Annotated in this window: 20 protein-coding genes; 12 read left to right on the top strand and 8 right to left on the bottom strand. The window is 68.5% G+C overall.

Annotated elements, in window-relative coordinates; genetic code table 11:
* Positions 1-140 precede the first annotated feature (140 nt).
* Both ACFW3F_RS10660 and ACFW3F_RS10655 read right to left on the bottom strand, forming a co-directional pair.
* The gene (locus ACFW3F_RS10660) at positions 141-395 is read right to left on the bottom strand and encodes a hypothetical protein (protein WP_388057021.1); all 255 of its coding nucleotides are present in this window, start codon (positions 393-395) and stop codon (positions 141-143) included.
* Positions 392-1,819, bottom strand: coding sequence for a PspC domain-containing protein (locus ACFW3F_RS10655; RefSeq protein ID WP_388057019.1), 1,428 nt, complete (start codon positions 1,817-1,819; stop codon positions 392-394). Before ACFW3F_RS10655 ends, ACFW3F_RS10660 begins: the two co-directional genes overlap by 4 nt.
* 171 nt (positions 1,820-1,990) lie before the next feature.
* Between ACFW3F_RS10655 and ACFW3F_RS10650 the strand changes: the two genes are divergently transcribed.
* Both ACFW3F_RS10650 and ACFW3F_RS10645 read left to right on the top strand, forming a co-directional pair.
* Positions 1,991-3,253 (top strand): PspC domain-containing protein, encoded by a 1,263-nt coding sequence (locus tag ACFW3F_RS10650; RefSeq protein WP_388057034.1) that lies wholly within the window; start codon positions 1,991-1,993, stop codon positions 3,251-3,253.
* The gene (locus ACFW3F_RS10645) at positions 3,250-4,020 is read left to right on the top strand and encodes a LuxR C-terminal-related transcriptional regulator (RefSeq protein ID WP_388057018.1); all 771 of its coding nucleotides are present in this window, start codon (positions 3,250-3,252) and stop codon (positions 4,018-4,020) included. The genes ACFW3F_RS10650 and ACFW3F_RS10645 overlap by 4 nt, the downstream gene beginning before the upstream one ends.
* Positions 4,021-4,052: 32 nt before the next feature.
* Here the strand turns inward: ACFW3F_RS10645 and ACFW3F_RS10640 are convergent, their stop codons facing one another.
* Complete coding sequence (locus ACFW3F_RS10640) at positions 4,053-5,318, bottom strand: protein kinase (RefSeq protein WP_388057016.1); 1,266 nt, start codon at positions 5,316-5,318, stop codon at positions 4,053-4,055.
* Between the two features lie 78 nt (positions 5,319-5,396).
* On the opposite strand from ACFW3F_RS10640, the gene ACFW3F_RS10635 reads away from it, so the two are divergent.
* The 8 genes from ACFW3F_RS10635 to ACFW3F_RS10600 all read left to right on the top strand — a co-directional run bounded on the left by ACFW3F_RS10635 (position 5,397) and on the right by ACFW3F_RS10600 (position 13,889).
* Positions 5,397-6,422, top strand: coding sequence for an Rv2578c family radical SAM protein (locus ACFW3F_RS10635; protein ID WP_388057014.1), 1,026 nt, complete (start codon positions 5,397-5,399; stop codon positions 6,420-6,422).
* 257 nt (positions 6,423-6,679) lie between these two features.
* On the top strand, positions 6,680-7,510 hold the full coding sequence (locus ACFW3F_RS10630) for a hypothetical protein (RefSeq protein ID WP_388057012.1): 831 nt from the start codon (positions 6,680-6,682) through the stop codon (positions 7,508-7,510).
* Complete coding sequence (locus ACFW3F_RS10625) at positions 7,510-9,204, top strand: DNA polymerase Y family protein (RefSeq protein ID WP_388057010.1); 1,695 nt, start codon at positions 7,510-7,512, stop codon at positions 9,202-9,204. Before ACFW3F_RS10630 ends, ACFW3F_RS10625 begins: the two co-directional genes overlap by 1 nt.
* A 259-nt stretch (positions 9,205-9,463) precedes the next feature.
* Positions 9,464-10,189, top strand: coding sequence for a DUF2510 domain-containing protein (locus ACFW3F_RS10620; protein ID WP_388057008.1), 726 nt, complete (start codon positions 9,464-9,466; stop codon positions 10,187-10,189).
* Between the two features lie 62 nt (positions 10,190-10,251).
* Positions 10,252-10,893 (top strand): hypothetical protein, encoded by a 642-nt coding sequence (locus ACFW3F_RS10615; protein WP_388057007.1) that lies wholly within the window; start codon positions 10,252-10,254, stop codon positions 10,891-10,893.
* Entirely contained in the window at positions 10,890-11,225 is a 336-nt protein-coding gene (locus ACFW3F_RS10610; protein WP_388057032.1) for a UPF0158 family protein, read from the top strand. The genes ACFW3F_RS10615 and ACFW3F_RS10610 overlap by 4 nt, the downstream gene beginning before the upstream one ends.
* 106 nt (positions 11,226-11,331) lie before the next feature.
* Complete coding sequence (locus ACFW3F_RS10605) at positions 11,332-13,248, top strand: S9 family peptidase (RefSeq protein WP_388057005.1); 1,917 nt, start codon at positions 11,332-11,334, stop codon at positions 13,246-13,248.
* Complete coding sequence (locus ACFW3F_RS10600; RefSeq protein WP_388057003.1) at positions 13,245-13,889, top strand: DUF3159 domain-containing protein; 645 nt, start codon at positions 13,245-13,247, stop codon at positions 13,887-13,889. The genes ACFW3F_RS10605 and ACFW3F_RS10600 overlap by 4 nt, the downstream gene beginning before the upstream one ends.
* 10 nt (positions 13,890-13,899) lie before the next feature.
* On the opposite strand, the gene ACFW3F_RS10595 is transcribed toward ACFW3F_RS10600, so the two are convergent.
* From ACFW3F_RS10595 to ACFW3F_RS10575, 5 genes are all read right to left on the bottom strand, one after another.
* Positions 13,900-14,520, bottom strand: a complete 621-nt coding sequence (locus tag ACFW3F_RS10595) for a DNA-binding response regulator (RefSeq protein WP_388057002.1) — start codon at positions 14,518-14,520, stop codon at positions 13,900-13,902.
* Positions 14,517-15,755, bottom strand: a complete 1,239-nt coding sequence (locus ACFW3F_RS10590) for a histidine kinase (protein ID WP_388057000.1) — start codon at positions 15,753-15,755, stop codon at positions 14,517-14,519. The genes ACFW3F_RS10595 and ACFW3F_RS10590 overlap by 4 nt, the downstream gene beginning before the upstream one ends.
* Before the next feature lie 30 nt (positions 15,756-15,785).
* Complete coding sequence (locus ACFW3F_RS10585; protein WP_388056998.1) at positions 15,786-16,868, bottom strand: alanine racemase; 1,083 nt, start codon at positions 16,866-16,868, stop codon at positions 15,786-15,788.
* Positions 16,865-18,808, bottom strand: coding sequence for an SDR family oxidoreductase (locus tag ACFW3F_RS10580; protein WP_388056996.1), 1,944 nt, complete (start codon positions 18,806-18,808; stop codon positions 16,865-16,867). Before ACFW3F_RS10580 ends, ACFW3F_RS10585 begins: the two co-directional genes overlap by 4 nt.
* 779 nt (positions 18,809-19,587) lie before the next feature.
* Positions 19,588-21,615 carry a heavy metal translocating P-type ATPase gene (locus tag ACFW3F_RS10575; protein WP_388056995.1) on the bottom strand — a complete coding sequence of 676 codons (2,028 nt, stop codon included), beginning with the start codon at positions 21,613-21,615 and terminating at the stop codon, positions 19,588-19,590.
* An 88-nt stretch (positions 21,616-21,703) separates the two neighbouring features.
* Here ACFW3F_RS10575 and ACFW3F_RS10570 point away from each other — a divergent pair, with 88 nt between their 5' ends.
* A complete protein-coding gene (locus ACFW3F_RS10570; RefSeq protein ID WP_388056993.1) occupies positions 21,704-22,066 on the top strand; it encodes an ArsR/SmtB family transcription factor in 363 nt (120 codons plus the stop codon).
* Between the two features lie 77 nt (positions 22,067-22,143).
* Positions 22,144-22,944: an enoyl-CoA hydratase gene (locus ACFW3F_RS10565; RefSeq protein ID WP_388056991.1), complete on the top strand. Its 801-nt coding sequence runs from the start codon at positions 22,144-22,146 to the stop codon at positions 22,942-22,944.
* Positions 22,945-22,955: the final 11 nt, after the last annotated feature.

Genomic DNA, 22,955 nt, shown 5'->3' with positions numbered 1-22,955 from the left:
CGCACCTCAGGGAGCATGGATTTCGGACACTCACGAGTGTTCTTTCGTGGTCCACGACGGCCGCCAGGCCGCAGATACTGAGGTGCGAGGAGCGAAAGCGACGAGCCACGAAGGGTCCCAACCGATCTCGGTGATCGGGGTCAGCGTCGGGAGCGTGTTCCGGACACGATCAGCACCAGCCCGATGAACAGGCCGACCCCGACCGCGATCCACCCGAGGTCGGCGGTGTCGGGGAGTGCCGGCCCGTCGGCGAGCCCCCAGCCGGCCACCGCAAGCGCGGCGATGCCGAGCAGCCCCAGACCCGGCGCGCGATGGGTGGACGCGCAGCCCTGCTGTTCGACGCTGTGGTGAGCTGTCGGATCGTCGGCGCCATAGGCGTTGTCGGGTGCGTTCATCGCAGGACCTCGACCTCTCCCATACCCGTGCGGGCGTCGATCTGCAGGACCGGACCATCGGTGCCGTCGCGCCCGCCGTCGAGCCCGGTCGGGCAGGTGTAGTCGCCGACGCCGGTCTGACAGTTGGCGCGCACGTTCATCGTGTCGGGGACGTGCACCGTGATCGTCCCGACGCCGTTCTCGAGGCGCACCGTCCGATCGGCGGTGAGGTCCACCTCGCGCAGATCCAGCGTCATCTCACCGACGCCGAGTGAGTACTCGGCTTGGATATCGTTCTCGCTCAACGGCTTCCATTGGCGGTCGCCGGCCCCGCCGGATGGCAGGGGGCTCGACAGCCCGCTCACCCCGGAGATCACCGTGGTGACGACGACCGCCGCGCCGAGGGCGATGGCGATCGGCACGAGGCCGGTGCTGTGCTCGCCGGTCCGGCGCCGGACGACGGCCGCGACCAGCAGCCCGGCACCGACGACAGCGAGGGAGAGCGACAGGATGTGGGGAACGGTGAACCAGTCGACGCCGATCTGGTGCAGACCCGTGCCGACGGCGCCGACGATGATCGCCAGGCCGATCACGATCAGGGTCAGCGGGGAGCGTCGACGTCGGCGTACATCGGGGGTCGCCGGACTGGTCGGCTCGGGCAGATCCCACGCGAACCGCGCCGCGCCCAGCGGATCCCACGCGGGCGGACTCGCGTCGAGATCGGCGTCGACGAGCGCGCCGTCGTCTTTTGAGGCATGAGGGGCTTCTGCTGTCGACACGCTGCTCCCTGGGTTGTGCGGAGCGTCGGCGGCCGGTCCACTGCTCCCTGTGAAGTCCTTCTCCAACTCGACACGGGGCGCCGGCGTCGCCGGGTGGGTGTCGGCCGGATCGTTCATGGCTCGCGGCACCCATCGCTCGAACTGACCGGCGGCCGGCGGCGGGACGACGATGTCGGTGACCGCCGCCGTGTCGATGCTGGTGCCGACCGGTGGTGTCGGGGTCCGCAGGTACAAGAGGAACCACCCGCCGAGCATCAGGATCGCGCCGACGAGTCCACCGGACCCCCAGGTGCGGTTGGGGCCGACGGAGGTGACGATGACGATCGCGAGCACCGCCAGGAGGATGACCTGCGGGTTGCCGAGCCCGTGCATCGAACCGTGCGACGCGGTGTGGCCGGCCCGAGAAGAATCGCCACGGAGTGCATCGGCGCGGGCCCGACCGGCGCCCGGGAACGCGACCCAGGCCGCGAGATAGAGGATGAGTCCGCTGCCACCGAAGAATGCCGCCACCACGAATGCGACCTTCACCAGGGTCGGGTCGACGCGGTAGCGGGCGGCGATACCGGAGCACACGCCGGCGATCGTCCGATTGTCGGGCCGATACGGGCGGGTCGACCACATGCCCTGGATCTGCTGCTGGAACTCTTTGGTCTCCATGACGATCATCGTGCCGCTCGCACGGCCCCGGACACATCGGGTGATCCCCTGAATTGTCCCCCGGAGAATCCCGGTATTCGGAGGTGATGAAGCGACACACCCTGAGATCGCGGCGTATGAACCGGGGTTGACCCCGATGTCGCGGAGCCGATCCCATGGGACGATCGAGGAGTGAGTCGAATGGAGGTCGAACCGGTGCCCAGGCTGGTGCGCCGCGACGGCGGCCGCGTGGTCGCCGGTGTCGCCGGTGGACTGGCCGACCATCTCGGTGTCGACGTGTTCCGCGTGCGGATCGTCTTCGTGGTGCTGGCCGCGCTGGCCGGCGCCGGAGTCGCTGCCTACGGGCTGCTGTGGTTCTTCTGCCCACCGGGCGACGACACGGCACCACCCGCACCGGGTGTACGTCGTCAGTCCCTCGGCCTGGCGGTGATCGGGCTGGTGGCGATGGCCGTGGTGGGTTTCTCGGCTTCGGGAACCCCGGCGGAGTACCTCGTCCCGTTCGTCTTCATCGCGCTGGGTGCCAGCCTGGTGTGGCGCGAGTTCGACACGTCCCCTCGGGCACCACGTACCCCGCTGCTCACCTGGACCCGACTGATCGGCGGTGTCGCGTTCGTCGTCGGTGGGCTCGTCGTCGTCGTGCTGGCCGGGGACCGCAGCTTCGGCGGGCTCAATTCCACGATCCTCGCGGTGGGGGCGACTCTCATCGGCGTCGTCCTGCTGACCGTGCCCCTGTGGATGCGGTTGCTGCGCAACCTCAACGAGGAGCGCGCAGCCCGGATCCGGAACGCCGAGCGTGAGGAGATCGCGTCGCATCTCCACGATTCGGTCCTGCAGACCCTGGCATTGATCCAGAAGAAGGCCGGCCGGCCCGAGGAGGTGGCGCGCCTGGCCCGGAGTCAGGAACGCGAACTGCGGGCGTGGCTGTTCGCCGACCCGGCGACCGAGCGCGGTTCCCTCGCGGCCGCGTTGCGCAGCGTGGGAGCCGAGGTCGAGGACGCCTACGGTATCGAGGTGGAGATCATCACCGTCGGCGATCTGCGTCCGACCAACACCCGGGACGCCAAACGCTGGTCGGCCCTCGTCGGCGCCACCCGCGAGGCTCTGGTCAACGCCGCCAAGCACTCCGGCGAGCGCACCGTGGATGTCTACGGTGAGATCACCGACGACGAGGTCGAGGTGTACGTGCGCGACCGCGGAGTCGGTTTCGACATCGACACCGTCGACGACGACCGCCAGGGCATCTCCCGATCGATCCGCGCACGGGTGGAACGGATGGGTGGGCGCGTGCGGATCTCCTCGACTCCCGGACGCGGTACCAATGTGGGGCTGATGATGCCGCGCGGCGACGGGGGATCGGTCGAGGAGAAGTCGGACGATGCCGACCGCACCGCCGAGGTGGCCGCCGAAGCGGTCGCCCCCGCCGACAACAGGAAGGCACGATGACACCGAGTTCCACGAGTCCCGACCCGACGGATCCCGTTCCGGTGGCGGTCTACCTGGTCGATGACCACGCGGTCTTCCGCTCCGGGGTCCGTGCCGAACTGGCCGACGAGCCGGGCCTGCGCGTCGTCGGCGAGGCGGGCACCGTGCCCGATGCGATCGACGGCATCGTCGCAACGGCTCCGGACGTGGTCCTGCTCGACGTGCACATGCCGGCCGGCGGCGGGGTGGCGGTGTTGCGCGGCGTGCTCGATCGGATCGGTTCGGCCGCAACGCTTTCGACCACAGCGGCATCGACCACAGCCGCATCGACGACAGCGGGGCCGGCAACACCCGGGCCGACATCGCCGGTGTTTCTCGCTCTGAGCGTGTCCGACGCCGCCGAGGACGTCATCGCGACGATCCGCGCCGGTGCCCGCGGCTACGTGACGAAGACGATCGCCGGATCGGAGCTCGCCGATGCGGTCCGGCGGGTCGCCGACGGCGATGCGGTGTTCAGTCCGCGTCTCGCGGGCTTCGTCCTCGACTCGTTCACCGGCAAGTCGTCAGCCCCCGAGCCGCCGCTCGACCCCGAACTCGACTCGCTGACCAGGCGAGAACTGGAGGTGTTACGCCTGCTCGCGCGCGGATACACCTATCGCGAGATCGCCGAGGAGCTGTTCATCTCGATCAAGACGGTCGAGACCCACGCGTCGAATGTTCTGCGGAAGACCCAGCAGTCCAACCGCAATGCGCTCACCCGGTGGGCGGCCACCCGTCACATCGGCTGACAACCCACACGGGGACCACAACCCGCGGGGCCTCAGCGCAAGAGGGCGATGGCGAGTACGACGACGACCGCCAGTACCGCGAAGAACACGAAGATCGACACCGCCAGTGCGGTGCTGGACGTGCCCGATGCGGGAGGCTGCGGTCCGCGGGCGGGCTGCCCGGACCCGGCGGAGTGCGGATGAGCGGCGGGCGGCCTCGGCGCCGACGAATGCGGTTGCGGCGTCGACATCAGGGTCGGGGACACGCCCTGGCGAGTGTGCGGCAGGTCGCGGGATCCGCGATCGGTGGACATCGTCGGGGCGTACGGCGGCACAGTGGCGCCGGCCGGGCGATGTGTACCGGTCGTCGTCGACCGGTTGGCGCGCTGTGACCATACCGGCGTACCCGCTCCCGGCCGGGTGATGAGGCCGGTCAGGACCTGGTCGCGGGTGCCGCGAGAACCGGCCGCGAACGAGGTGAGCAGATCTCGTGCCTGAGACATCGTCGGGCGCTTGGTCGGGCTGGGCTCGAGGAGGCGCAGCAGGACCGGTTCGAGTTCGGCGGCATTCTTCATGGGATTGATCCGGGCACGTGCGACCCTGTGCAGCAGGACGATCGAGTTGTCGTCGACACCGAACGGAGGCTGGCCCTCGACCATCGTGTAGATGGTCGCGCCCAGCGAGTACACGTCCGATGCCTCCTGGGGATCGGCTCCGCGCGCGACCTCGGGGGCGAAGTACGCCGGCGTCCCGGTGATCACACCGGTCTGGGTGAGGGTGACGTCGTCCTTGGCCCGTGAGATCCCGAAGTCGGTGATCTTGACCAGCCCCGTGTGGCGGCCGCCCTCGGCGATGAGGATGTTGCCCGGCTTGATGTCGCGGTGCACGATCCCGGCGGCGTGGGCCTCGACCATCGCATCGGCCACCTGGGCGCCGATCTGAGCGGCTTCGGCGGGGGTGAGAGTCTTTGTGGCGTGGAGGATCTGGGCGATGCTGCGGGAGGGCAGGTACTCCATGACCAGCCAGGGCTCGCCCCGGTCGAGCGCGACATCGTGCATGGCGATCGCGTTGCGATGGGAGAGCTTCGCGGCGATCCGTCCCTCGCGCATCGCGCGCTGACGCACGTTGTCCGCGGAGTCCTCGGTGAGTCCCTCGGTGGAGATGACCTGTTTGACGGCGACGTCGCGGTCGAGGAGTTGGTCGCGGGCGAGCCACACGGTTCCCATGCCGCCGCCACCGATCCGCGACTTCAGGCGGTATCGGCCGGCCACCAGGTACTGGGGACCTGGCGCATGATGGGTTCCGGCAGTGGTCGACATAGGGCGATGATAGCGGCGAGGTCATCGCGGCGGGCGCCGCACTTGACAGTCGGATCGTACGTATGTTCGACTCGACGCATGCGATGGTCCGATCAGGGGGTGGAGGTCGACGACGGGTCGCTCCCCGGGCTGAGCCGCTCCGGCCTGGTGCGGTCGGTGCGCACGCCCGACTTCGAGGGTGTCACATTCCACGAGGTGCTTGCCAAGAGCGCACTCAACCGCATCCCGGAGGCGTCGCAGCTCCCGTTCCAGTTCACGGTCAACACCTTTCGCGGGTGTACTCATGCCTGCCGCTACTGTTTCGCCCGTCCGACGCATGAGTATCTGGATCTCGACGCGGGCACGGACTTCGACACCCAGGTGGTGGTGAAGCTCAACGTGGCGGCGGTGTTGCGCAAAGAACTCAAGCGCCGGTCGTGGACCCGGGAGACGGTGGCGCTGGGCACCAACACGGATCCGTATCAACGCGCCGAGGGGCGATATCGGCTGATGCCTGGTGTCATCTCCGCGCTTGCCGAGTCGCGGACGCCGTTCTCCATCCTCACCAAGGGCACCTTGATCCGTCGCGATCTGTCGCTGTTGCGGCAGGCCGCGGGGGAGGTGCCGGTCAGTGTCGGGATCTCGCTGGCGATCCTCGATCCCGACCTACAGAAGAAGATCGAACCCGGGACTCCGTCGCCGCAGGCGCGGCTCTCGTTGATCCGCGATCTCGCCGACGCCGGGATCGTGCCGCATGTGATGGTGGCACCCGTCATCCCCTACCTCACCGACTCGACCGGGCATCTCGACTCGCTGCTCGAGGCCCTTGCCGATGCGGGCGCCTCGGGCGTGACCGCGTTCCCGATGCATCTGCGATCATCCACCAAGCCGTGGTTCCTGGAATGGCTTGCGGAGGAACATCCGGCGCTCATCCGCCGGTACCGGGGACTGTACGGGCGTGGTGCGTATGTCACCCCGGAGTACTCCTCGTGGCTTCGGGATCGGATGAAACCACTCGTGCACCGGCATGGCCTGGCGGGGTCCGGTGGTCTCCGGCAACCGGGAGGCGACACGCCGACGGCGGTGGCCGCGCCCGAGTTGCAGCACGCTCTCACCCTGTTCTGATCCGTGACGTCCTGACTGCGTCGCCCTGATCTGGCACGATTCGGCGACTTGGGTGAATATAGGATGTGGCACAACGCTTTTCGCCTTCGGTTGACGCTTGTCGGTGGTTGGTTCTACTCTCGAACAATCGAAACAGTGTTCGAACGATCTGCGGACGAGGATCACCCTCGGGATCGCTCGGAAACTGTTCGATGACCCCGGTGGCGCGCACCTTCCCGGCTCGCTCGAGTACCTCATGTCGACTGGAGGGTGTCCCCATGGATGTGTCAGCTGGTGTTGCCGTGACCGATGTCGCGGCCCGTGGCCGAGCCGACGAGCTGGCGGGGTTGCGCCGGCGGATGGCGGCCATGTCCGGCCGGCCCGACCAACGCGTGGTCGAGGTCCGCGATCGGGCGGTGGGTGTGCTTCCGGTGCCCGAATCGCTGTCGGAGGTCTTGCCGCACAACGGTATTCCACGGGGGACGGTGGCGCGGCTGGACGGTGCCCGTTCGGTGCTGGTCGCAATGATCGCCGCGGTGACCCGTGCGGGTGGGCAGGTGGGGATCGTCGGGTTGCCACGGTTGAGTCTGTTGTCGGCGGCGGAGATGGGTGCCGACCTGTCCCGTATCGCCACCGTTCCCGAGCCCGGTCCCGACCCGGTCGAGGTGGCGGCGGTGCTGCTCGACGGTATGGACCTGGTGGTCCTGGACCTGGCGAGTGACGGTGAGGGGGCGCGTCCGCGGAGCGAGATGGTGGCACCGTCACGTGCCCGGGTGGTCATGGGTCGTGTGCGCAAGCAGTCATCGGTGCTGCTGGTGACCGGTGGTGAATGGCCGGGTGCGCAGCTGGCCATCGAGGGCCGTGTCCTCACCTACCGGCACAGTCCGCACCTGCCCGGCCGGTCCGCGTCCCGCGCGGGGGGTCTCGACACCGCGCGCAGCGGTTACGGCCGCATCGGCGGGATGCGGTTGCAGGTCACGGTGTCGGGCCGCGGCCGGCAATCCGAGAGCACGGAGGTCGAGCTCCTGGCGGCCGGCCATGGTGCCGATCGCACGGTCGAGATGGTCGCTGCGCCGAGTGCCTCCCCGGTGCTCGCGGTGGCGAACTGATGTCCCCCGGGGAGCCGGGATCCCGGCGCATTCTCGCGCTCTGGTGCCCGGACTGGCCGGCGATGGCGGCATCGGCCGAGGCGGATCTACCCCCGTTGCATCCGGTGGCGGTGCTGTCGGCGAATCGGGTGGTGGCCTGTTCGGCGTCGGCACGGACCGCCGGTGTCCGGCGCGGCATGCGTAAGCGTCAGGCGCAGGCGGCATGCACGGAGATGACCGTGGTCACCGCCGACGAGAACCGGGACGGACGGTTGTTCGAACCGGTGGTCGCCGCGGTCGCCGAGGTGATACCCGCGCTGGAGGTGCTCCGACCGGGTCTTCTGGTGATCGCCGGTGACCGTGCGGCCCGCTATTTCGGGGGGATGGAGGCTCTCGCGGAAGAACTCGTCGACGTGGTGTCGGCGTGTGGCATCGAGTCGCAGGTCGGCATCGCCGACGAGATCTTCACCGCTGTCCTGGCCGCCCGGTACGGACATCAGGTGGAGCCCGGTGCCGACCGGGAGTACCTCGCGGGGCGGCCCGTCGCCGATCTCGCCGTCGAGCCCAGCATGAGCGATCCGTCCCGTGCCGATCTCGTGGAGTTGCTGCGACGACTGGGGATCGGCACCATCGGCGCCTTCGCCGACATGTCTGTCACCGACGTCGCCACTCGGTTCGCCCGGGATGCAGTCGTCGCGCATCGGCTCGCCAATGCGTTGCCGGGACGCGTTCCGTCGTCCCGCGGTGTGCCGGCCGAACTCGACGTCGACCACACCTGCGACCCGCCGGTCGACCGTATCGACGTCGCGGCGTTCATCGGCCGCACCCTCGCCGACGCGCTGCACCGGCGCCTGCGTGATGCCGCAGTGGCCTGTACACGACTCACCATCATCGCGACCACCGAACGCGGACAACAGCATTCACGGACCTGGCGATGTGCCCAACCGCTGACACCGGAGACCACCGCGGACCGAATCCGATGGCAGCTCGAGGGGTGGCTGACCGGAGCGGCGCGCCAGGGGACAAAAGCCCAAGGGAGAGAGGCCCATGGGAGAGAGGCCGGGCGCGCCGAGGCGCGGGGCGCCCGACCCGACTCGCCGATCGTCCGGCTGCGGCTCGAACCGGTCGAGGTCGTCGAGGCCGGTGCCCTGCACTATCAGCTCGACGATCTCTCCCGTGGCGGGTTGGCCGGTGAGCCGGACGTGGAGGAGCGTGCCCGGCGTTCGCTGGTGCGGATACAGGGGTTGCTGGGCGGGGACGCGGTGCGCATTCCCGTGCTGAGTGGTGGCCGCGGTCCCGCCGAACGGATCACGATGGTCTCCCTCGGCGACGAGCCTGCTCCTCGTCGGGACCCGTCGGCACCGTGGCCGGGACGCCTGCCCCAACCCAGTCCGACGATGCTGGTGGAGACCGCGATCCACGTGCTCGATGCCGTGGGGCAACCGGTGAAGGTGACCGATCGCGGGGCCTTCACCGCCGAGCCGGTGACCGTTGAGCTGGCATCGACCCGCCGACGCCGATCGAGCTGGGGATTGTGCTGGTGGGCCGGGCCCTGGCCAGTCGGGAGCGCCGACCGCCCCGCCGGCGCGCAGGTATCGGTCGGAACCGTCGAGGCGGGACTGATCGCCCGGGCGCAGGTGCTGCTCGACGATTCGCGTGCCCTGCTGCTGTGCTACCGCGCCGGAGAGTGGGTCGTCGAGGGGGTCTACGAGTGAGAGGCTGCAACGAGGTCCTCGACAGGCCCGACGGCCCTGCGACAGATCGAGATCTGTATGACGTTGTGCCCGGGTTCCGGGCACAACGTCATACAGATTCCACTGCCGCATCCAATAAGGATTCTGAGACAGATTTGAAATTCGTCTGACCAGATTCTTATGAGGCAAAACAGATCATCTGCACTCGCGAAGCTCTAGTGTCTTTGCCACACGCCGTGGCCTTCTGCGGCGCAAACGGTCCGCGATCAGGAGCACAGCGATGACGCAGCCGCCCCCTCCCTCTACGCCGCCCGGATGGCATCGTGATCCAGACGATCCGACTCTGCTGCGCTGGTGGGACGGCAACCAGTGGACTGACAATTGGGAGCTCGCGAACCGACCGGTGAAAACCAAGGCGAGTGTGGTTTTGCCGCTCCTCATCGCGGGCGGCCTGGTCATCGGCGCCGTTCTCGTCGTAATCGCCATTGTCATGGTCGGTGCCCTCGAGTCCACGGAATCCGATCCCCTCCCGACCGCCGGTTCCGACACCACCAGTCGCCCGGTGAACCCGTCGGCCACGGCGGCCGCAAGTCGGTCTGCCGAGCTTGAGCGCCAACGGCGCGATCAAGAGTTCCAGCGGCTCACGAACAAAGCGTCGTACCGACCTGTGTCATCGCGCGACTGGCAACTCATCGCCAAGAATCCCGATGGCCACATCGGCGAGCTCTACGTCGTCTACGGGCGCGTGACGCAAGCAGACAGCGCGATGGGTGCGTACCAAATTCGCGTCAACACCGACGGTCAGCAGGTCGAGTCCTACGACTACGACATCAACACCGTCGTCGACGCCGGTCTCGGCTCATTCAAGGAGGTTGTCGAGGACGACCTTGTCGCCATGTGGGTGAGCGTGACGGGTTCGGAGACCTATGACACAACGATGGGTGGATCGGTAACTGCGCCGAAGGTCGAGGCCAACATCATCGAGGTGTACGGCAGCGCCGGATAGCCCGGGACAAAACGCCGCGCACAAAAGCGTGCGTCTTTGCCTCGAAGATGCACTCTCGACCCATGGCGCGGACATGGCTGTCGGTGACGGTGGAACTGCTCGGTGGTCGGGGAACGGAGTTGTGGCCCTGGCCCGGAAGGGTTTTCGCCGTCGGGCCGGCGCACACGTTCAGAGATCTGGCGACCGCCGTCGACGACGCGTTCGCCCGGTGGGATCGTTCTCATCAGTCATTTTTCACCCTGGACGACGGCAGGGTGGTCGCCGATCGGCCGACGGTGACGACCAGACGCCGCCACGCCCCGCCGTTCCGCATCCGATGCTCGTCGGCGGGTGGCCGGCCTGCTCAGCGGGAGATCCGCGAGCTGGATATGGGCGAGGTTCGCGGGTCGATCGCATCCGCGGATGCGGATCGGTTCCTGGATGCCGTCACCGGATGCGATCTGGACGACGCGCTCCAGCAGGTCGGTCCCGGGATACCGATGGCGCTGCGGAAACGACGCGAGCGAGCCGAGCCGGTGGCCGTCTCGGTGATCGATCGTCTGACCAGACGCGAGGAGACCGGTGACGCCGAACTCGCCGAGGAACTGCTTGCGAGCCTGCGTGGGGAACCCGCACCGGGACGGCCGGTCGCGGTGGATCTCGAGATGCTCAGCGACCAGATGGAGGCGATCCGAGCCGATCGACCGGCGGGTTCCTCGACCTGACCATCGGCTTCGCATACGACGACGAGGCCCTTGAGCCGGGAGTACTCGATGACGAGTTCGACATCGAGGAGGAACCTGATCGCTGGCTGCGCTTCGACTGCATCGGATCGCGCGACAGCTGGCGGAACATGGCGGACTTCGCCACGCGCATCTCCGATCCCGACCTGCGGAATCGACTGGAGCGCGCGATCGAGGGGCGTGGCGCGTTCCGCAGGTTCCGGGACGCCGTCCACGAAGCGGGTGTGAGTCAGCGCTGGTATGCGTTCTCCACCGATCGCAAGTTCGGACGGGCTCGCGAATTCCTGGTCCGTCAAGGAATTCGACCGACCTGACCTGCGCACTCTGACATCTGTCACGGGTCGCCGCACCGGAATGTCACGACATTCTGATGATCGGCGGCACTACTGGGCACGTCCGGTCACGGGCAGGGTCGAATGCATGACGACGACACGAGACAACAACGCCCCAGGGCTGATCCCGCTCGAGGACTTCTTCAGCCCGCCGCAGCGCGCCGGTGCGACGATCTCGCCCGATGGCACGCGATTCGCGTTCCTCGCTCCGTGGCGCAATCGGCTCAACGTCTGGGTGGAGGACCTCGAGCCGGGAAGCGAGCCCCGCTGTGTCACCGCGGACGAGACGCGCAGCGTGCGCAACTTCCGGTGGACCGACGATCCGCGGTGGCTCGTCTACCTCCAGGACACCGGAGGTGACGAGAACTGGCATCTGTTCCGTGTGGACCTCGACTCTAACGATGCGGGTTCGGTCGATCTCACCCCGTTTCCCGGGGCGCGGGTCGTCGACGCCGACACGGTCGCCGGCCGACCGGGCACGATGTCGTTCTCGATGAACGCACGCGATGCCAGTCAGTTCGACCTCCACGAGATCGACATCGCCACCGGCGAACTCACCATGGTGGCGCAGAGCCAGGGCGTGTCCACGTCCTGGATGCGCGGACCCGGTGACGATCTGCTCCGCCTCTCCCAGACCGCGGGCCGGAGTCTCGAGGTCGCCCGCCTCGACTCGGCCACCGGCGAGTTCACCCCGGTCGTCTCGTTCGACGGGAACGACCATCCGCTGGGCGTCGCACCGCTGGAATCCACCCCGGACCGCACCGGGATCTGGGTGGGTTCCAACCAGGGCGCCGGCCTGGCACGCCTGATCCGCGTCGATGTCCGAACGGGTCAGATCGCCGAGGTCGACGCGCATCCGACGCTGGAGATCGACGGTGCGCGGCGCGCGGTGGCCGAGATGTCGTCGGCGCTGATCCGAGACCGCGCCACCGGCGAACTCATCGGCGTTCGCTACCTCGGCGAACGGCAGGTCATCCACGCCCAGACGACGGAATTCGCGAATGTGCTGAAGAATCTGGAAGCCCTCTCCGACGGCGATGTCGGCGAACTGTCCTCCGACGAGAGCGGCCTGAAGTGGATCGTCAGCTTCACCCACGACCGCGACCCGGGGGTGACCTGGTTCTACGATCACTCCACCGGCGACAGCCGCCGGCTCTTCCGTCCGTTCCCGCACCTGCACCCCGATGCGTTGGCGCCGATGACCCCGGTCACCATCCCCGCCCGCGACGGGCTCGAACTGCCGTCGTACCTGACCCTCCCGGTCGCCCACACCTCGGTCGACTCCGCCCCGCCCCTCGTGGTCCTGGTCCACGGCGGTCCGTGGTACCGCGACTCGTGGGGATACCAGCCGACGGTGCAGCTGCTCGCCAACCGCGGATATGCCGTGCTGCAGGTGAACTTTCGCGGTTCCGTCGGATACGGCACGGCGCACACACGCGCGGCGATCGGCGAGTTCGCCGGGAAGATGCACGACGATCTGCTCGACGCCGTCGACTGGGCTGTGGCCGAGGGGCACGCCGACCGTGACCGCGTCGCCATCATGGGTGGTTCCTATGGCGGATACGCCGCGCTCGTGGGGGCGGCGTTCACCCCGGATGTGTTCGCCGCAGCCGTCGACTACGTCGGTATCTCCGACCTCGAGAACTTCATGCGCACACAGCCGTCGTTCCTCGGCAAGGAGTCCCTGGCCAACAACTGGCACCTGTATGTCGGCGATCCCGACGACCCGGTCCAGGCCGCCGAGATCCGTGCTCGCTCACCGATCAACCGGGTCGACGACATCCGTCGACCGCTGCTGATCGCGCAGGGGGCGAACGACGCCCGCGTCGTCCAGGCCGAGTCCGACACCATCGTCGAGGCGCTGCGGCAGCGGAAGGTCGACGTCGAGTACCTCGTTTTCGACGACGAAGGCCACGGATTCGTCAATCCGGAGAATCAGATGACCTTCTATCGCGCCGTGGAGCGCTTTCTCGCACGGCATCTCGGCGGGGAGGTGCGCTCATGACCACGAGTCGGCCCGAGAGCGACGAGCGCGGAGCGGTGCGGCCGGACGCCCAACAGATGCTGCTGGACCAGCTCGGCGGCGTGTCGGGGATGATCTACTCCGCGATCCCGGTCGTGGTGTTCGTGATCGTCAACGCCACAGCCGGTCTGCCGATAGCGATCGGTACCGCGGTCGGCGTCGCCGTCGTGACCGCGGGCGTACGCCTCGTCCGGGGCGAACCCGCGGCGCAGGCATCCGGCGGCATCATCGGGGTCGCCGCGGCCGGTGCGGTCGCCGCCGCCACAGGGTCCGCGGACGGATACTTCCTGCTGGGCATCTGGTCGAACGGTATCGAGGCGCTCATCGTGCTGGCGACCGTGCTGGTGCGCCGGCCGTTGACGGGGATGCTGTGGAACCTGCTGCACGGCAACAAATATTCGTGGCGTCAGGACCGAGTCGTGGTGCGCGCGCACGACATCGCCACCCTCACGCTGGCGGCGGTGTTGGCCTCGCGATTCGGTGTCCAGCTGTGGTTCTACGAGGCGCACGCCACCGGGATGCTCGCGACCGCGAAGATCGCGATGGGATTCCCGCTGTTCGCCGCGTTCGTCGGGGTTGCGGTGTGGGCGTTCCGACGGTCGACGAGACGACTGGTCGACTGACGCGCGAGGGTCAGATCCAGCCGAGTTCGCGAGCCTTGCGGGCGGCCTCATAGCGGTTCGACGCGTCGAGTTTGGACATCGCCGACGACAGGTAGTTGCGTGTCGTCCCCGACGAGAGGTGCGCGCGACCGGCGATCTCCTCCACCGACGCTCCGTCGAGGGCGAACTCGAGGACGTCCGCCTCGCGAGCGGTCAGCACCGAGTCGCCGGTGCTGATCGCCTCGGTGGCGAGTTCGGGATCGATGTACCGGCCACCGGTGTGGACCGTCGAGATCACCTGCGCCAGTGTGGTGGCGGGGGTGGTCTTCGGCAGGAAGCCCCGGACGCCCGCGGCCAGTGCGCGTTTGAGGTAACCGGGCCGGCCGTGACTGGTGACGACGAGAACACCGGCATCAGGGGTGAGGGCGAGGAGTTCGACGGCGGTGTCGATGCCGTCCATGCCGGTCATCTGGAGATCCAGAACGGCGACCGCCACGGGCTCGCCGGCATCGACGCGGGCACGCCACAGGTCGAGGAGTTGCTCGCCCGACTCGACGTGGGCGATCACCTCGATGTCCGACTCGAGGTCGAGCATCGTCGCCATCGCCGTGCGCACGAGAGTCTCGTCGTCGGCCATCAGTACCGGGATCATGCGTTCTCCCAACGGATCATCAGAATGAACTCATCGTCGTGCGCGCTGGTGTCGAGAGTCGCGCCCACGGGCTCGAGTCGCTCGGCGAGGCCACGTAGGCCTGACTGCGGTGAGGGTGTGCGCGAGTCATCCACCTCGACACCGTCATTGCGTAAGGACATGCCGGTAGGATGCAGCGTCAAGCGCGCCGACGATGCGGCCGAGTGCTTGACGATGTTGGTCGTACCCTCTCGCACCACCCACGCGGCCACTTCGCGGTAGCGATCGGGGATCTCGGCCGGGTCACCCTCGACCACGAGTCGGCAGCCGGCCGCCGACAGCAGCGATCGGGCGCCCGCGACCTCACCCGCCAGGTCGATGTCGCGGTAGCCGCGGACCAGCGCACGCATCTGTTCCATCGACTGAACGGCAAGTGATCTGATCTCGTCGATCTCGGTCGCTGCCCGGGCGGTCACGGTCTCGCGATCCGCGGTGGGGGACTCCGCGGCGGCGCGCAGCAGGGAGCCGGCCAGTTCGCTCTTGACGGCGATCGCGGAGAACCCGCGTCCGACGACGTCGTGCAGGTCACGGGAGAAGCGCAGTCTCTCCTCCGCGACGCGGAGTCTGGCCTCGACAGCCTTGGCGCGTTCGAGGTCGTCGATCACGTGCAGACCCCACTGGGTGGCCAGCGTGGTGCCGACCATGACCACGCCGATGACGAAGACGTAGAGAGCGAGCCGGACGGCCCCCGACGCCGAACCCGACAGCAGCGCACCCGATCCGACACTCAGTGCGGCCAGCAACCACCAGCGCTGCCGGCGGAACGGCAGTACCGACAGGGCCACGAGGAAGGCGACGTACATACCGAGGGTGCGTGCCGCCTCGACGTCGATGCGCTCGGCGGCGACGTGTGAGATGACCACCGCGGTCGCCCAGACCGCTGTCAACGTCAACACGGCACCGACGAGCAGGCTTCGACGCCACCGGGCGGTCGGCCCGACGGCGAAGTCGGGCTGTGCCTCGAGTGCGACGACGGCGGCCGCCCCGGCGAGAAGAACTCCGGCGACCGCCCATTCGGTGCGGGCGGAGACGCTCAAGGCGACCGAGATGGCGACGACGACCGCCTGCAGGGTGCACCTGGTGTAGAGCCGGTACCGCTGTGGTCCGGAGAGTTCCCGCCATCGGGACGCCGCGCGCACCATGTCCGACCGCGCCCGTGGAGCCGTGCGGTCGACGCGATCACCGGGGCGGGCCATGCGTCCAGTGTCGCAGGCCGAGCAACCGGTTCAGGTGTTGCGTCCCCGCGCGATGACCGGCCACCTGCTGTCCGAGCCGTCGATCGCCACCAGTTCGTCGACGAGGTTGACCGCAGTGCAGACGTGGTTCGGTACCACCCGGATCACATCGCCCAGCCGGGGAACAGACGTCGAGTCGGCCGGGAACTCCACCACGGCATGATGTTCGGACAGCTGGACCACGCGGGCGTCGGGGTGATCGAGGAGCCGCCCGTGGCCGGTGGCCCAGGCGGCTCGGTCGGCACCGAGGATCTTGCTTCCGGCGTCGACGACGATCCGTCCGGCGTCGCTGCGCACCACGGTCGTGACCGCGGTGAGCGCGACGGCGTCGAAACCGCAGGCGCCGATCTCGACCTGCTGGGCGTCGTTGAGGGGGTACACGCCCGGCCGGATCTCGGTGAGCACACCCGCATACGACGGGTCGTCGACGAATTCGACGGTGGGCGTGGACCCGCCGCTGCGTATCCGCGGATCCATCCCGTGCGCTCGGAGACTCTGCGCCGCCGTGCGAAGCGCCGCCACCTCCTGTTCGGCGGCGCGCCGGCGGGTGTCCCCGACGCCGTAGCCGTGGCCGGGGAAGGTGAACACGCCGACGACGTCGAGCCCGGCTGCCACACCCGCTGCCGCGACCTCACCGGCACCCTCGGGCGCGGTCCCCGTGCGGTGCTGCCCGGAGTCGACCTCGACGAGAGCCTCGATCCCGGTCTCGCCGAGCAGGGCCCCGAGATGCCGTGCACCTTCGACGGAGTCGACACCCACCCGCAGTGACACCCGGGTGGCGAGGGCGCGCAACCGGGCGGCCTTCGCCGGGGTCGGCCAGATGGGGTAGGCGATGAAGATGTCGGTGCACGAGGTGATCTCCGCGACGTCGGCGAAGGCCTCGGCCTCGCCGATGGTCGCCACCGCCAGTCCCACTGCGCCGAGATCGACTTGCATGCGGGCGATCTCGGCGCACTTGTGGGTCTTGGCGTGTGGACGCAACTCGACGCCGGTCGATCGTGCACGCTCGGCGAGCGACGCGAGGTTGCGCGTCATGCGGTCGACGTCGACCTCGAGGTACGGGGTGTCGATCACGCGTCCCGCCCGTCGGCGCCACGGTCCGAACGCCCCAGCGCTGCTGCCGATTCGCCGAACATGAGGTACTCCTGATGCAGGATGCGGGTGGTCAGTCCGGGAGTGACCCGGTGCCCGAGCTCGGCGACGAGCCCCACGAGCGAGTCGACGCGTTTGGGCCGGTCGACGATGGCGTGCAGGACGCGCGCCGCGGCGCGGTCGACGTTCCAGGTCCCGGGCTGGTTGTCGTAGGCCTCGGTGGGCGCGATCATCCGCGTCTTCACCAGGGGTAGGCGGACATTGGAAAAGGTGACATGGTCGGAGACGGTCTCGGTGCCGGTCACGTCGCTGAAGGCTTCCAGGGCGGCCTTCGACGCGGCGTATGCACCGAACCGCGATCCACGCGACTGCACCGCGACCGACGTCACGTTCACCACGTGGCCCGCCTGCCGGGCGACCATGTGCGGCAGCAATCCGAGGACGAGGTTCACCGCGCCGAAGTAGTTCACCGCCATCACCCGGTGGTAGTCGTGCGATCGGTCCACCGAATTGAGGGTGGCCCGCCGGATCGACCGGCCCGCGTTGTTGACCAGTACATCCACGTGACCGTGTGCGGCCAGGACGGTCTTGACGAGTGCGTTGACCGATTCCTCGTCGGTGATGTCGCACTGGTAGGAGGTCACCTGGCCGGGCGGGATGCCCTTCTTGCTCGTCGTCGAGTTCAGTTCTTCGGTCGCCGAATCGAGTTCATCGACATTGCGGGCGACGATGAGGACGTTGGCCCCGCGGGCGACACACATCCGGGCAGTGGCCTTGCCGATCCCGCTCGACCCTCCGGTGATGAGGATGTTCTTGCCGACGAGAGGCCCGCGCGGATCGGTGCGACGGTTGCGCGACCGGTCGAGGTGTCGTGCCCAGTAGGTCCACAGGCGCGGAGCGTATTCGGCGAAGTCGGGGACGGTGATGCCCAGGTCGCCCAGGACTGCGACGCTGGTGTCGGCGCGGAAGTCGACAGGTAGCGTCACGGCGTCGAGCAGGGCCCCGGGGATGCCCTGCTGGGCGGCGACGAGGTTGCGTCCGACGCGCGCTATCCCCATGCCGGACAACGCAACAAGGGGTTCCACCGCGGTCCGCGGGATGGCGTCGAACCCCCTCGGGGCGTTGAATGCCGGTGCCAGTGCGTTGTACAGCTCGGTGGTGGTGAGCGACTTCGGGTCGCTCAGGTGGAACACCAGTCCGCTACGCGTGGGGTTGACACCGATGAGCGCGACCATCGCGTCGGCCACGTAATCGACGGGCACGATGTTGAGCGTGCCCAGATCAGGCATCGGCAATCGCACCATCGAAGGCAGTCTGCCGAGCATCGCGAGGTGGCCGAAGAAGTAGTAGGGACCGTCGATCTTGTCCATCTCGCCGGTGCGTGAGTCGCCGACCACGACCGACGGCCGGTAGACGCGCCAGCGGAGTCCCTCACGTTCGCGCACGACGCGTTCGGCCTCGAACTTGGTGCGATGGTAGGGGGTCGGAAAGCCCTGCCCGACTTCGAAGTCCATCTCGGTGAAGCGGCCGCGGTGGTCGCCGGCGACGGCGATCGACGAGACATGGTGGAACAGCGCGTCGTGCGCGATCGCGAAGTCGGCGGCGCGGGAGGTGCCGACGACGTTGGCGACGCGCTGCGACTCCGCGTCGGCGGCCATGTCGTAGATCGCGGCGAGATGGATGACGTGATCGATTGCCGGTACCGCGTCCGGTGCGATGCCGAGTCCTGGGGCGGTGAGGTCGCCGACCACCGGTGTCACCCGGTCGCCTGCGCCGAGGTCGTCGAGCATGGCGACGAACGCCGCCCGCGACGACTCGCGTACCAAGGCGTGGATCGAGGCGTCGGGAGAGACGGTCAGGAGGCGGTCGAGAATGCGTCGTCCGATGAACCCGCTGCCCCCGGTGATGAAGTAGCTCGTCATGTGAGAGATCCCATCGATGGGCGGGCCGATGGCCCGCTGGATGTCCGCGCCCCGCGGGCCGCGGATGTGTCTGGTACTCAGAGTGACACTAACTTGCGACGAAGGCAACGGTTCCAGGCGTGTGGGAACTCGGTCTTGACCATTCGTGAGCACTGCTCTCTAATAGTGAGAGCACTGCTCACGAATCGGAACGGATCAGCTCATGCACCCCGCTCTTCGCCCCGCACTGCTCGGACTCGCGTCGTTATCGTTCGTTCTCTACCCGCTCCTGCGGGGCTTCGGTCCCGAGACCGGACTCGCCGGTGCCCGGCATCTCGGCTCCCCGGGCTGGATGGCCGCACACGTGGCGGCGATGGTCGGATTCGTCGCACTGGCCGTCGCGCTCCGCCGGGGTGCCAACGATCCGCACCGGCAGTCGACCGAGCTGCTCGCCTGGCTCGCGACCTGCCTGCTGCTCCCGTATTACGGAGCGGAGACGTTCGCGCTCAACGCGATCGGCCAGTGGGTCACCTCGGGCGGCGATCCCGCCGCGATGACGGTCGCCGACGCATTCCGGATGTCGCCGATCCCGCTCGTGACCTTCCTCGCCGGATGGATCCTGCTGGGCTGGGTGGCGGTTCGGCTCGTGCGGGACGACGGCCGGTCCGCGTCGCCGCAACGGTGGGGTGTCCGGCTGACCGCGATCGGGCTGCTGTTGTTCCTCCCGCAGTTCTTCGCGCCCGGTCCGGTCCGGATCGCGCACGGGATCGTGCTGGGTCTGGGGCTCGCGATGTGGGCGTTCAGCGAAGCTCGGCGCCCGAATCCGTCGACTGTGCACCAGAATCCGTCGACTGTGCGTCCGAATCCGTCGACTGTGCGCCAGAATCCGTCGACTGTGCACCCCTTGAGCCAGACCAGGCCGACCTTCGGAGCAGACGCGCGCCATTGAGTGCGACGAGCACGGTGGAACCCTCGTGGCCGGCGACGGCCAGGGGCAGGGGCAGGGTTCCGATGAGATCCCAGGTCACCAGGGTGATGATCACCGTGGCCGCGATACACAGGTTCGCGACGACGTAACGGCGTGCAAGGCGCGACATCCGGATCAGCGCGGCGACCGCGGTGAGATCGTCGCGCACGATGATCGCGTCGGCTGTCTGCACTGCGAGGTCCGCGCCGCGGCGCCCCATCGCGACGCCGGTCCCGGCTGCCATGAGCGCCGGCGCGTCGTTGATGCCGTCACCGACCACCAGCACGTGCCCGCCGGCCTCGCGCACGATCCGGACCTTGTCCTCGGGCAGCAGGTCCGCGTACACCTCGCCGATGCCGGTCCGACCGGCGACATCGGCCGCGACCGTCGGCCGGTCGCCGGTCAGCAGCAGGACCGGGCCCGACGTGACGTCGCCGATGAGGCGCACCGCCTCGGCGGCGTCGTCCCGGAGTCGGTCGACGAGGTCGATCCTGCCGATCTGCACGCCGTCGACGAGTACGCCGACCACGGTCCCGGTCGAGGCGCCGGTGGTGCGCTCGACGGTGACCCGGTGACCGTCGACGACGCCGGTCACGCCGCGGCCCGGGAGTGCCCGGAAGTCCTCGACCGTCCGGACGTCCAGTCCGCGGTCGATCGCGGACGCCACGATCGCGCGACCGAGGGGATGTTCGCTTGGGTGCTCGACGGCGGCGGCGAGCACCAGCACCTCCGACGGCTCGCGGCCGCCGAGCGGCGTCACGCCGACGACCTGCGGGCGCCCCTCGGTGAGGGTGCCGGTCTTGTCGAAGGCGACGACCGACGTGCGGCCGACCGACTCCATCACCGCGGCGGACTTGACGAGTACGCCGTGGCGGCCAGCATTTGCGATCGAAGCCAGCAGTGGTGGCATCGTCGACAGGACGACGGCGCAGGGGGAGGCCACGATCATGAACACGATGGCACGCAGAAGTGCTTCGTCGAAGGTGTTGTCGAACAACAGCATCGGGACACCCAGCACGAGGATCGTGGCGGCCACGACGATGACGGAGTACGACTGTTCGACCTTCTCCAGGAAGAGCTGTGTCGGAGCCTTCGTCTCGGAGGCCTCGGCGACGAGCGTCGCGATACGGGCGATCACCGACTCCGACGCCGGCCGGGTGACTTCGACGACCAGTGCGCCGGTGCCGTTGACGGTGCCGGACAGCACGTCGTCGCCGGCCTCGCGTATGACGGGGATCGACTCGCCGGTCACTGCCTGCTGGTCGACCTCGCTCCGGCCCCGGAGCACCACTCCGTCGGCGCCGACGCGTTCCCCGGGGCGGACGAGGATGCGATGTCCCACCTCGAGATCGCGACAGTCGACCTCGATGGTCGAACCCTCGGCGGTGTAGCGGGTGGCCCGTTCGGGGGCGAGCCCGAGCAGTGCGGTCACCGAGTCCGCAGTGCGCTGCGTGACGACGACCTCCAGCGCGCCCGAGGTCGCGAAGATCACGATCAGCAACGCACCGTCGAAGACCTGCCCGATCGACGCGGCGGCGATGGCGGCGACGATCATCAGCAGATCGACGTCGAGTCGTCGGTGCCGCAGTTCCTGCAGGCCGGACCGCGTCGGTTCCCATCCGCCGGCCAGGTAGCACGCGAGATATGCGGTCCACCAGGACCATTCGGGCGCTCCGCAGAGTTGGAACAGCCATCCCGCGAGGAACAGTGCCAGCGCCGTGCCTGCCCAGCGCACCTCGGGCAGCCGCAGCCCGGTCCGGAAGATCGACGGCGGAGTGGCGGTTCCGCGTTCGGCTCCCCGGCTCGGCGTGGCGTCACGTGCCGCGTTTTCCGTCGTCTCGGTCGCCTCCGCCGTGCCCATCGTGTCTCCCTGTCGCCGGTCGTACTGAGACAGTAACAGTTCATATGAAGAGGTATTCATGTGGAATGAGCCGGTAGCATCTCGCACCATGGGACACGGCATCGACGAGGGGATGCGGCCGGCTGCGCGGCTCGACCCGGAATCGGCCGCGCACGTCGCCACCACGCTGCAGGCGCTGGCGACGCCGAGTCGATTGCTCATCCTCACCGAGTTGCGCTCTGGTTCGCGTTCGGTCACCGACCTCGCCGACGCTGTCGGTATGGAGCAGTCCGCGGTCTCCCATCAGCTCCGGTTGCTCCGCAATCTCGGGCTCGTCACCGGCACCCGGTCCGGCAGGTCGATCAGTTACAGCCTGTACGACAGTCATGTGGCCCAGTTGCTCGACGAGGCCGTCTACCACAGCGAGCACCTGCGTCTCGGGCTCGCCGAGCGCCCACAATCGGCGGGTTGATCCGGCGTCACCCGTCACGGTGCCCCCGTCCGGACCCTGAATGAACCGGCGGCAGTCGACGAACCGAAAGGCATCGCATGAGCAGTGATCGAACGGCCACGCCAGGACAACCGCCGCTGCTGGTCGAGCAATCCGGAAGGGTGCGGACGTTGGTTCTCAACCGCCCGGAGGTCCGGAATGCGCTCAGTTCCGGCCTGATCGACGCTCTCCGTTCCGAGTTGGAGAACGCAGGGCGCGCCGATGACGTCGACGTGGTCATCCTCACCGGCGCGGGCTCGGCATTCTGTGCCGGTCTGGATCTGGTCGAGTTGGGCTCGTCGACCGAGAGCGCTCGACTGCTCGATCATGCGGACGTACCTGTCGGGCATCCCTGGCGCCCGATCCCGAAGCCGATCATCGGCGCGGTCAACGGCGTCGCTGCCACTGGTGGCCTGGAGATCGCCCTCGCATGCGATGTGCTGATCGCGTCCGAACGGGCTCGCTTCGTCGACACCCATTCGCGGGTCGGGGTATTGCCGGGCTGGGGTCTGACGTCCCGGTTGCCGGAGGCGGTCGGCCGAGGTTTCGCGCGCCGCATGAGCTTGTCCGGGGAGTTCGTCGATGCAGAGACGGCGCTTCGGGTCGGTCTGGTGACCGAGGTGGTGACCCACGATCGGCTGATGGGCGCGGCGATGGACCTCGCGGTGTCCATCGCCGGAAGTGACCAACTCGCGGTCCGGACCATGCTCGACTCGTATCGGCGTGCCGAACAGCATCTCGTCGGGCCGGCGCTCGACGCGGAGAACGACACGTCGGTCGAGTGGATGGCGGGTTTCGACCCCGCTCGGGTGGCCGGTCGTCGGTCCGGCATCGTCGAGCGTGGCCGGGCCAACAGCTGAATCGACCGCGG

Source organism: Gordonia sp. NPDC058843 (assembly GCF_042743165.1).
GTDB lineage: Bacteria > Actinomycetota > Actinomycetes > Mycobacteriales > Mycobacteriaceae > Gordonia.
This window is presented reverse-complemented; position numbering and strand designations above follow the sequence as displayed.

Bases quoted from the DNA above. Each gene is read 5' to 3' on its own strand.
- ACFW3F_RS10660 (WP_388057021.1), bottom strand. From the start codon at position 395: ATGAACGCACCCGACAACGCCTATGGCGCCGACGATCCGACAGCTCAC.
- ACFW3F_RS10655 (WP_388057019.1), bottom strand. From the start codon at position 1,819: ATGATCGTCATGGAGACCAAAGAGTTCCAGCAGCAGATCCAGGGCATG.
- ACFW3F_RS10650 (WP_388057034.1), top strand. From the start codon at position 1,991: ATGGAGGTCGAACCGGTGCCCAGGCTGGTGCGCCGCGACGGCGGCCGC.
- ACFW3F_RS10645 (WP_388057018.1), top strand. From the start codon at position 3,250: ATGACACCGAGTTCCACGAGTCCCGACCCGACGGATCCCGTTCCGGTG.
- ACFW3F_RS10640 (WP_388057016.1), bottom strand. From the start codon at position 5,318: ATGTCGACCACTGCCGGAACCCATCATGCGCCAGGTCCCCAGTACCTG.
- ACFW3F_RS10635 (WP_388057014.1), top strand. From the start codon at position 5,397: ATGCGATGGTCCGATCAGGGGGTGGAGGTCGACGACGGGTCGCTCCCC.
- ACFW3F_RS10630 (WP_388057012.1), top strand. From the start codon at position 6,680: ATGGATGTGTCAGCTGGTGTTGCCGTGACCGATGTCGCGGCCCGTGGC.
- ACFW3F_RS10625 (WP_388057010.1), top strand. From the start codon at position 7,510: ATGTCCCCCGGGGAGCCGGGATCCCGGCGCATTCTCGCGCTCTGGTGC.
- ACFW3F_RS10620 (WP_388057008.1), top strand. From the start codon at position 9,464: ATGACGCAGCCGCCCCCTCCCTCTACGCCGCCCGGATGGCATCGTGAT.
- ACFW3F_RS10615 (WP_388057007.1), top strand. From the start codon at position 10,252: ATGGCGCGGACATGGCTGTCGGTGACGGTGGAACTGCTCGGTGGTCGG.
- ACFW3F_RS10605 (WP_388057005.1), top strand. From the start codon at position 11,332: ATGACGACGACACGAGACAACAACGCCCCAGGGCTGATCCCGCTCGAG.
- ACFW3F_RS10600 (WP_388057003.1), top strand. From the start codon at position 13,245: ATGACCACGAGTCGGCCCGAGAGCGACGAGCGCGGAGCGGTGCGGCCG.
- ACFW3F_RS10595 (WP_388057002.1), bottom strand. From the start codon at position 14,520: ATGATCCCGGTACTGATGGCCGACGACGAGACTCTCGTGCGCACGGCG.
- ACFW3F_RS10590 (WP_388057000.1), bottom strand. From the start codon at position 15,755: ATGGCCCGCCCCGGTGATCGCGTCGACCGCACGGCTCCACGGGCGCGG.
- ACFW3F_RS10580 (WP_388056996.1), bottom strand. From the start codon at position 18,808: ATGACGAGCTACTTCATCACCGGGGGCAGCGGGTTCATCGGACGACGC.
- ACFW3F_RS10575 (WP_388056995.1), bottom strand. From the start codon at position 21,615: ATGGGCACGGCGGAGGCGACCGAGACGACGGAAAACGCGGCACGTGAC.
- ACFW3F_RS10570 (WP_388056993.1), top strand. From the start codon at position 21,704: ATGGGACACGGCATCGACGAGGGGATGCGGCCGGCTGCGCGGCTCGAC.
- ACFW3F_RS10565 (WP_388056991.1), top strand. From the start codon at position 22,144: ATGAGCAGTGATCGAACGGCCACGCCAGGACAACCGCCGCTGCTGGTC.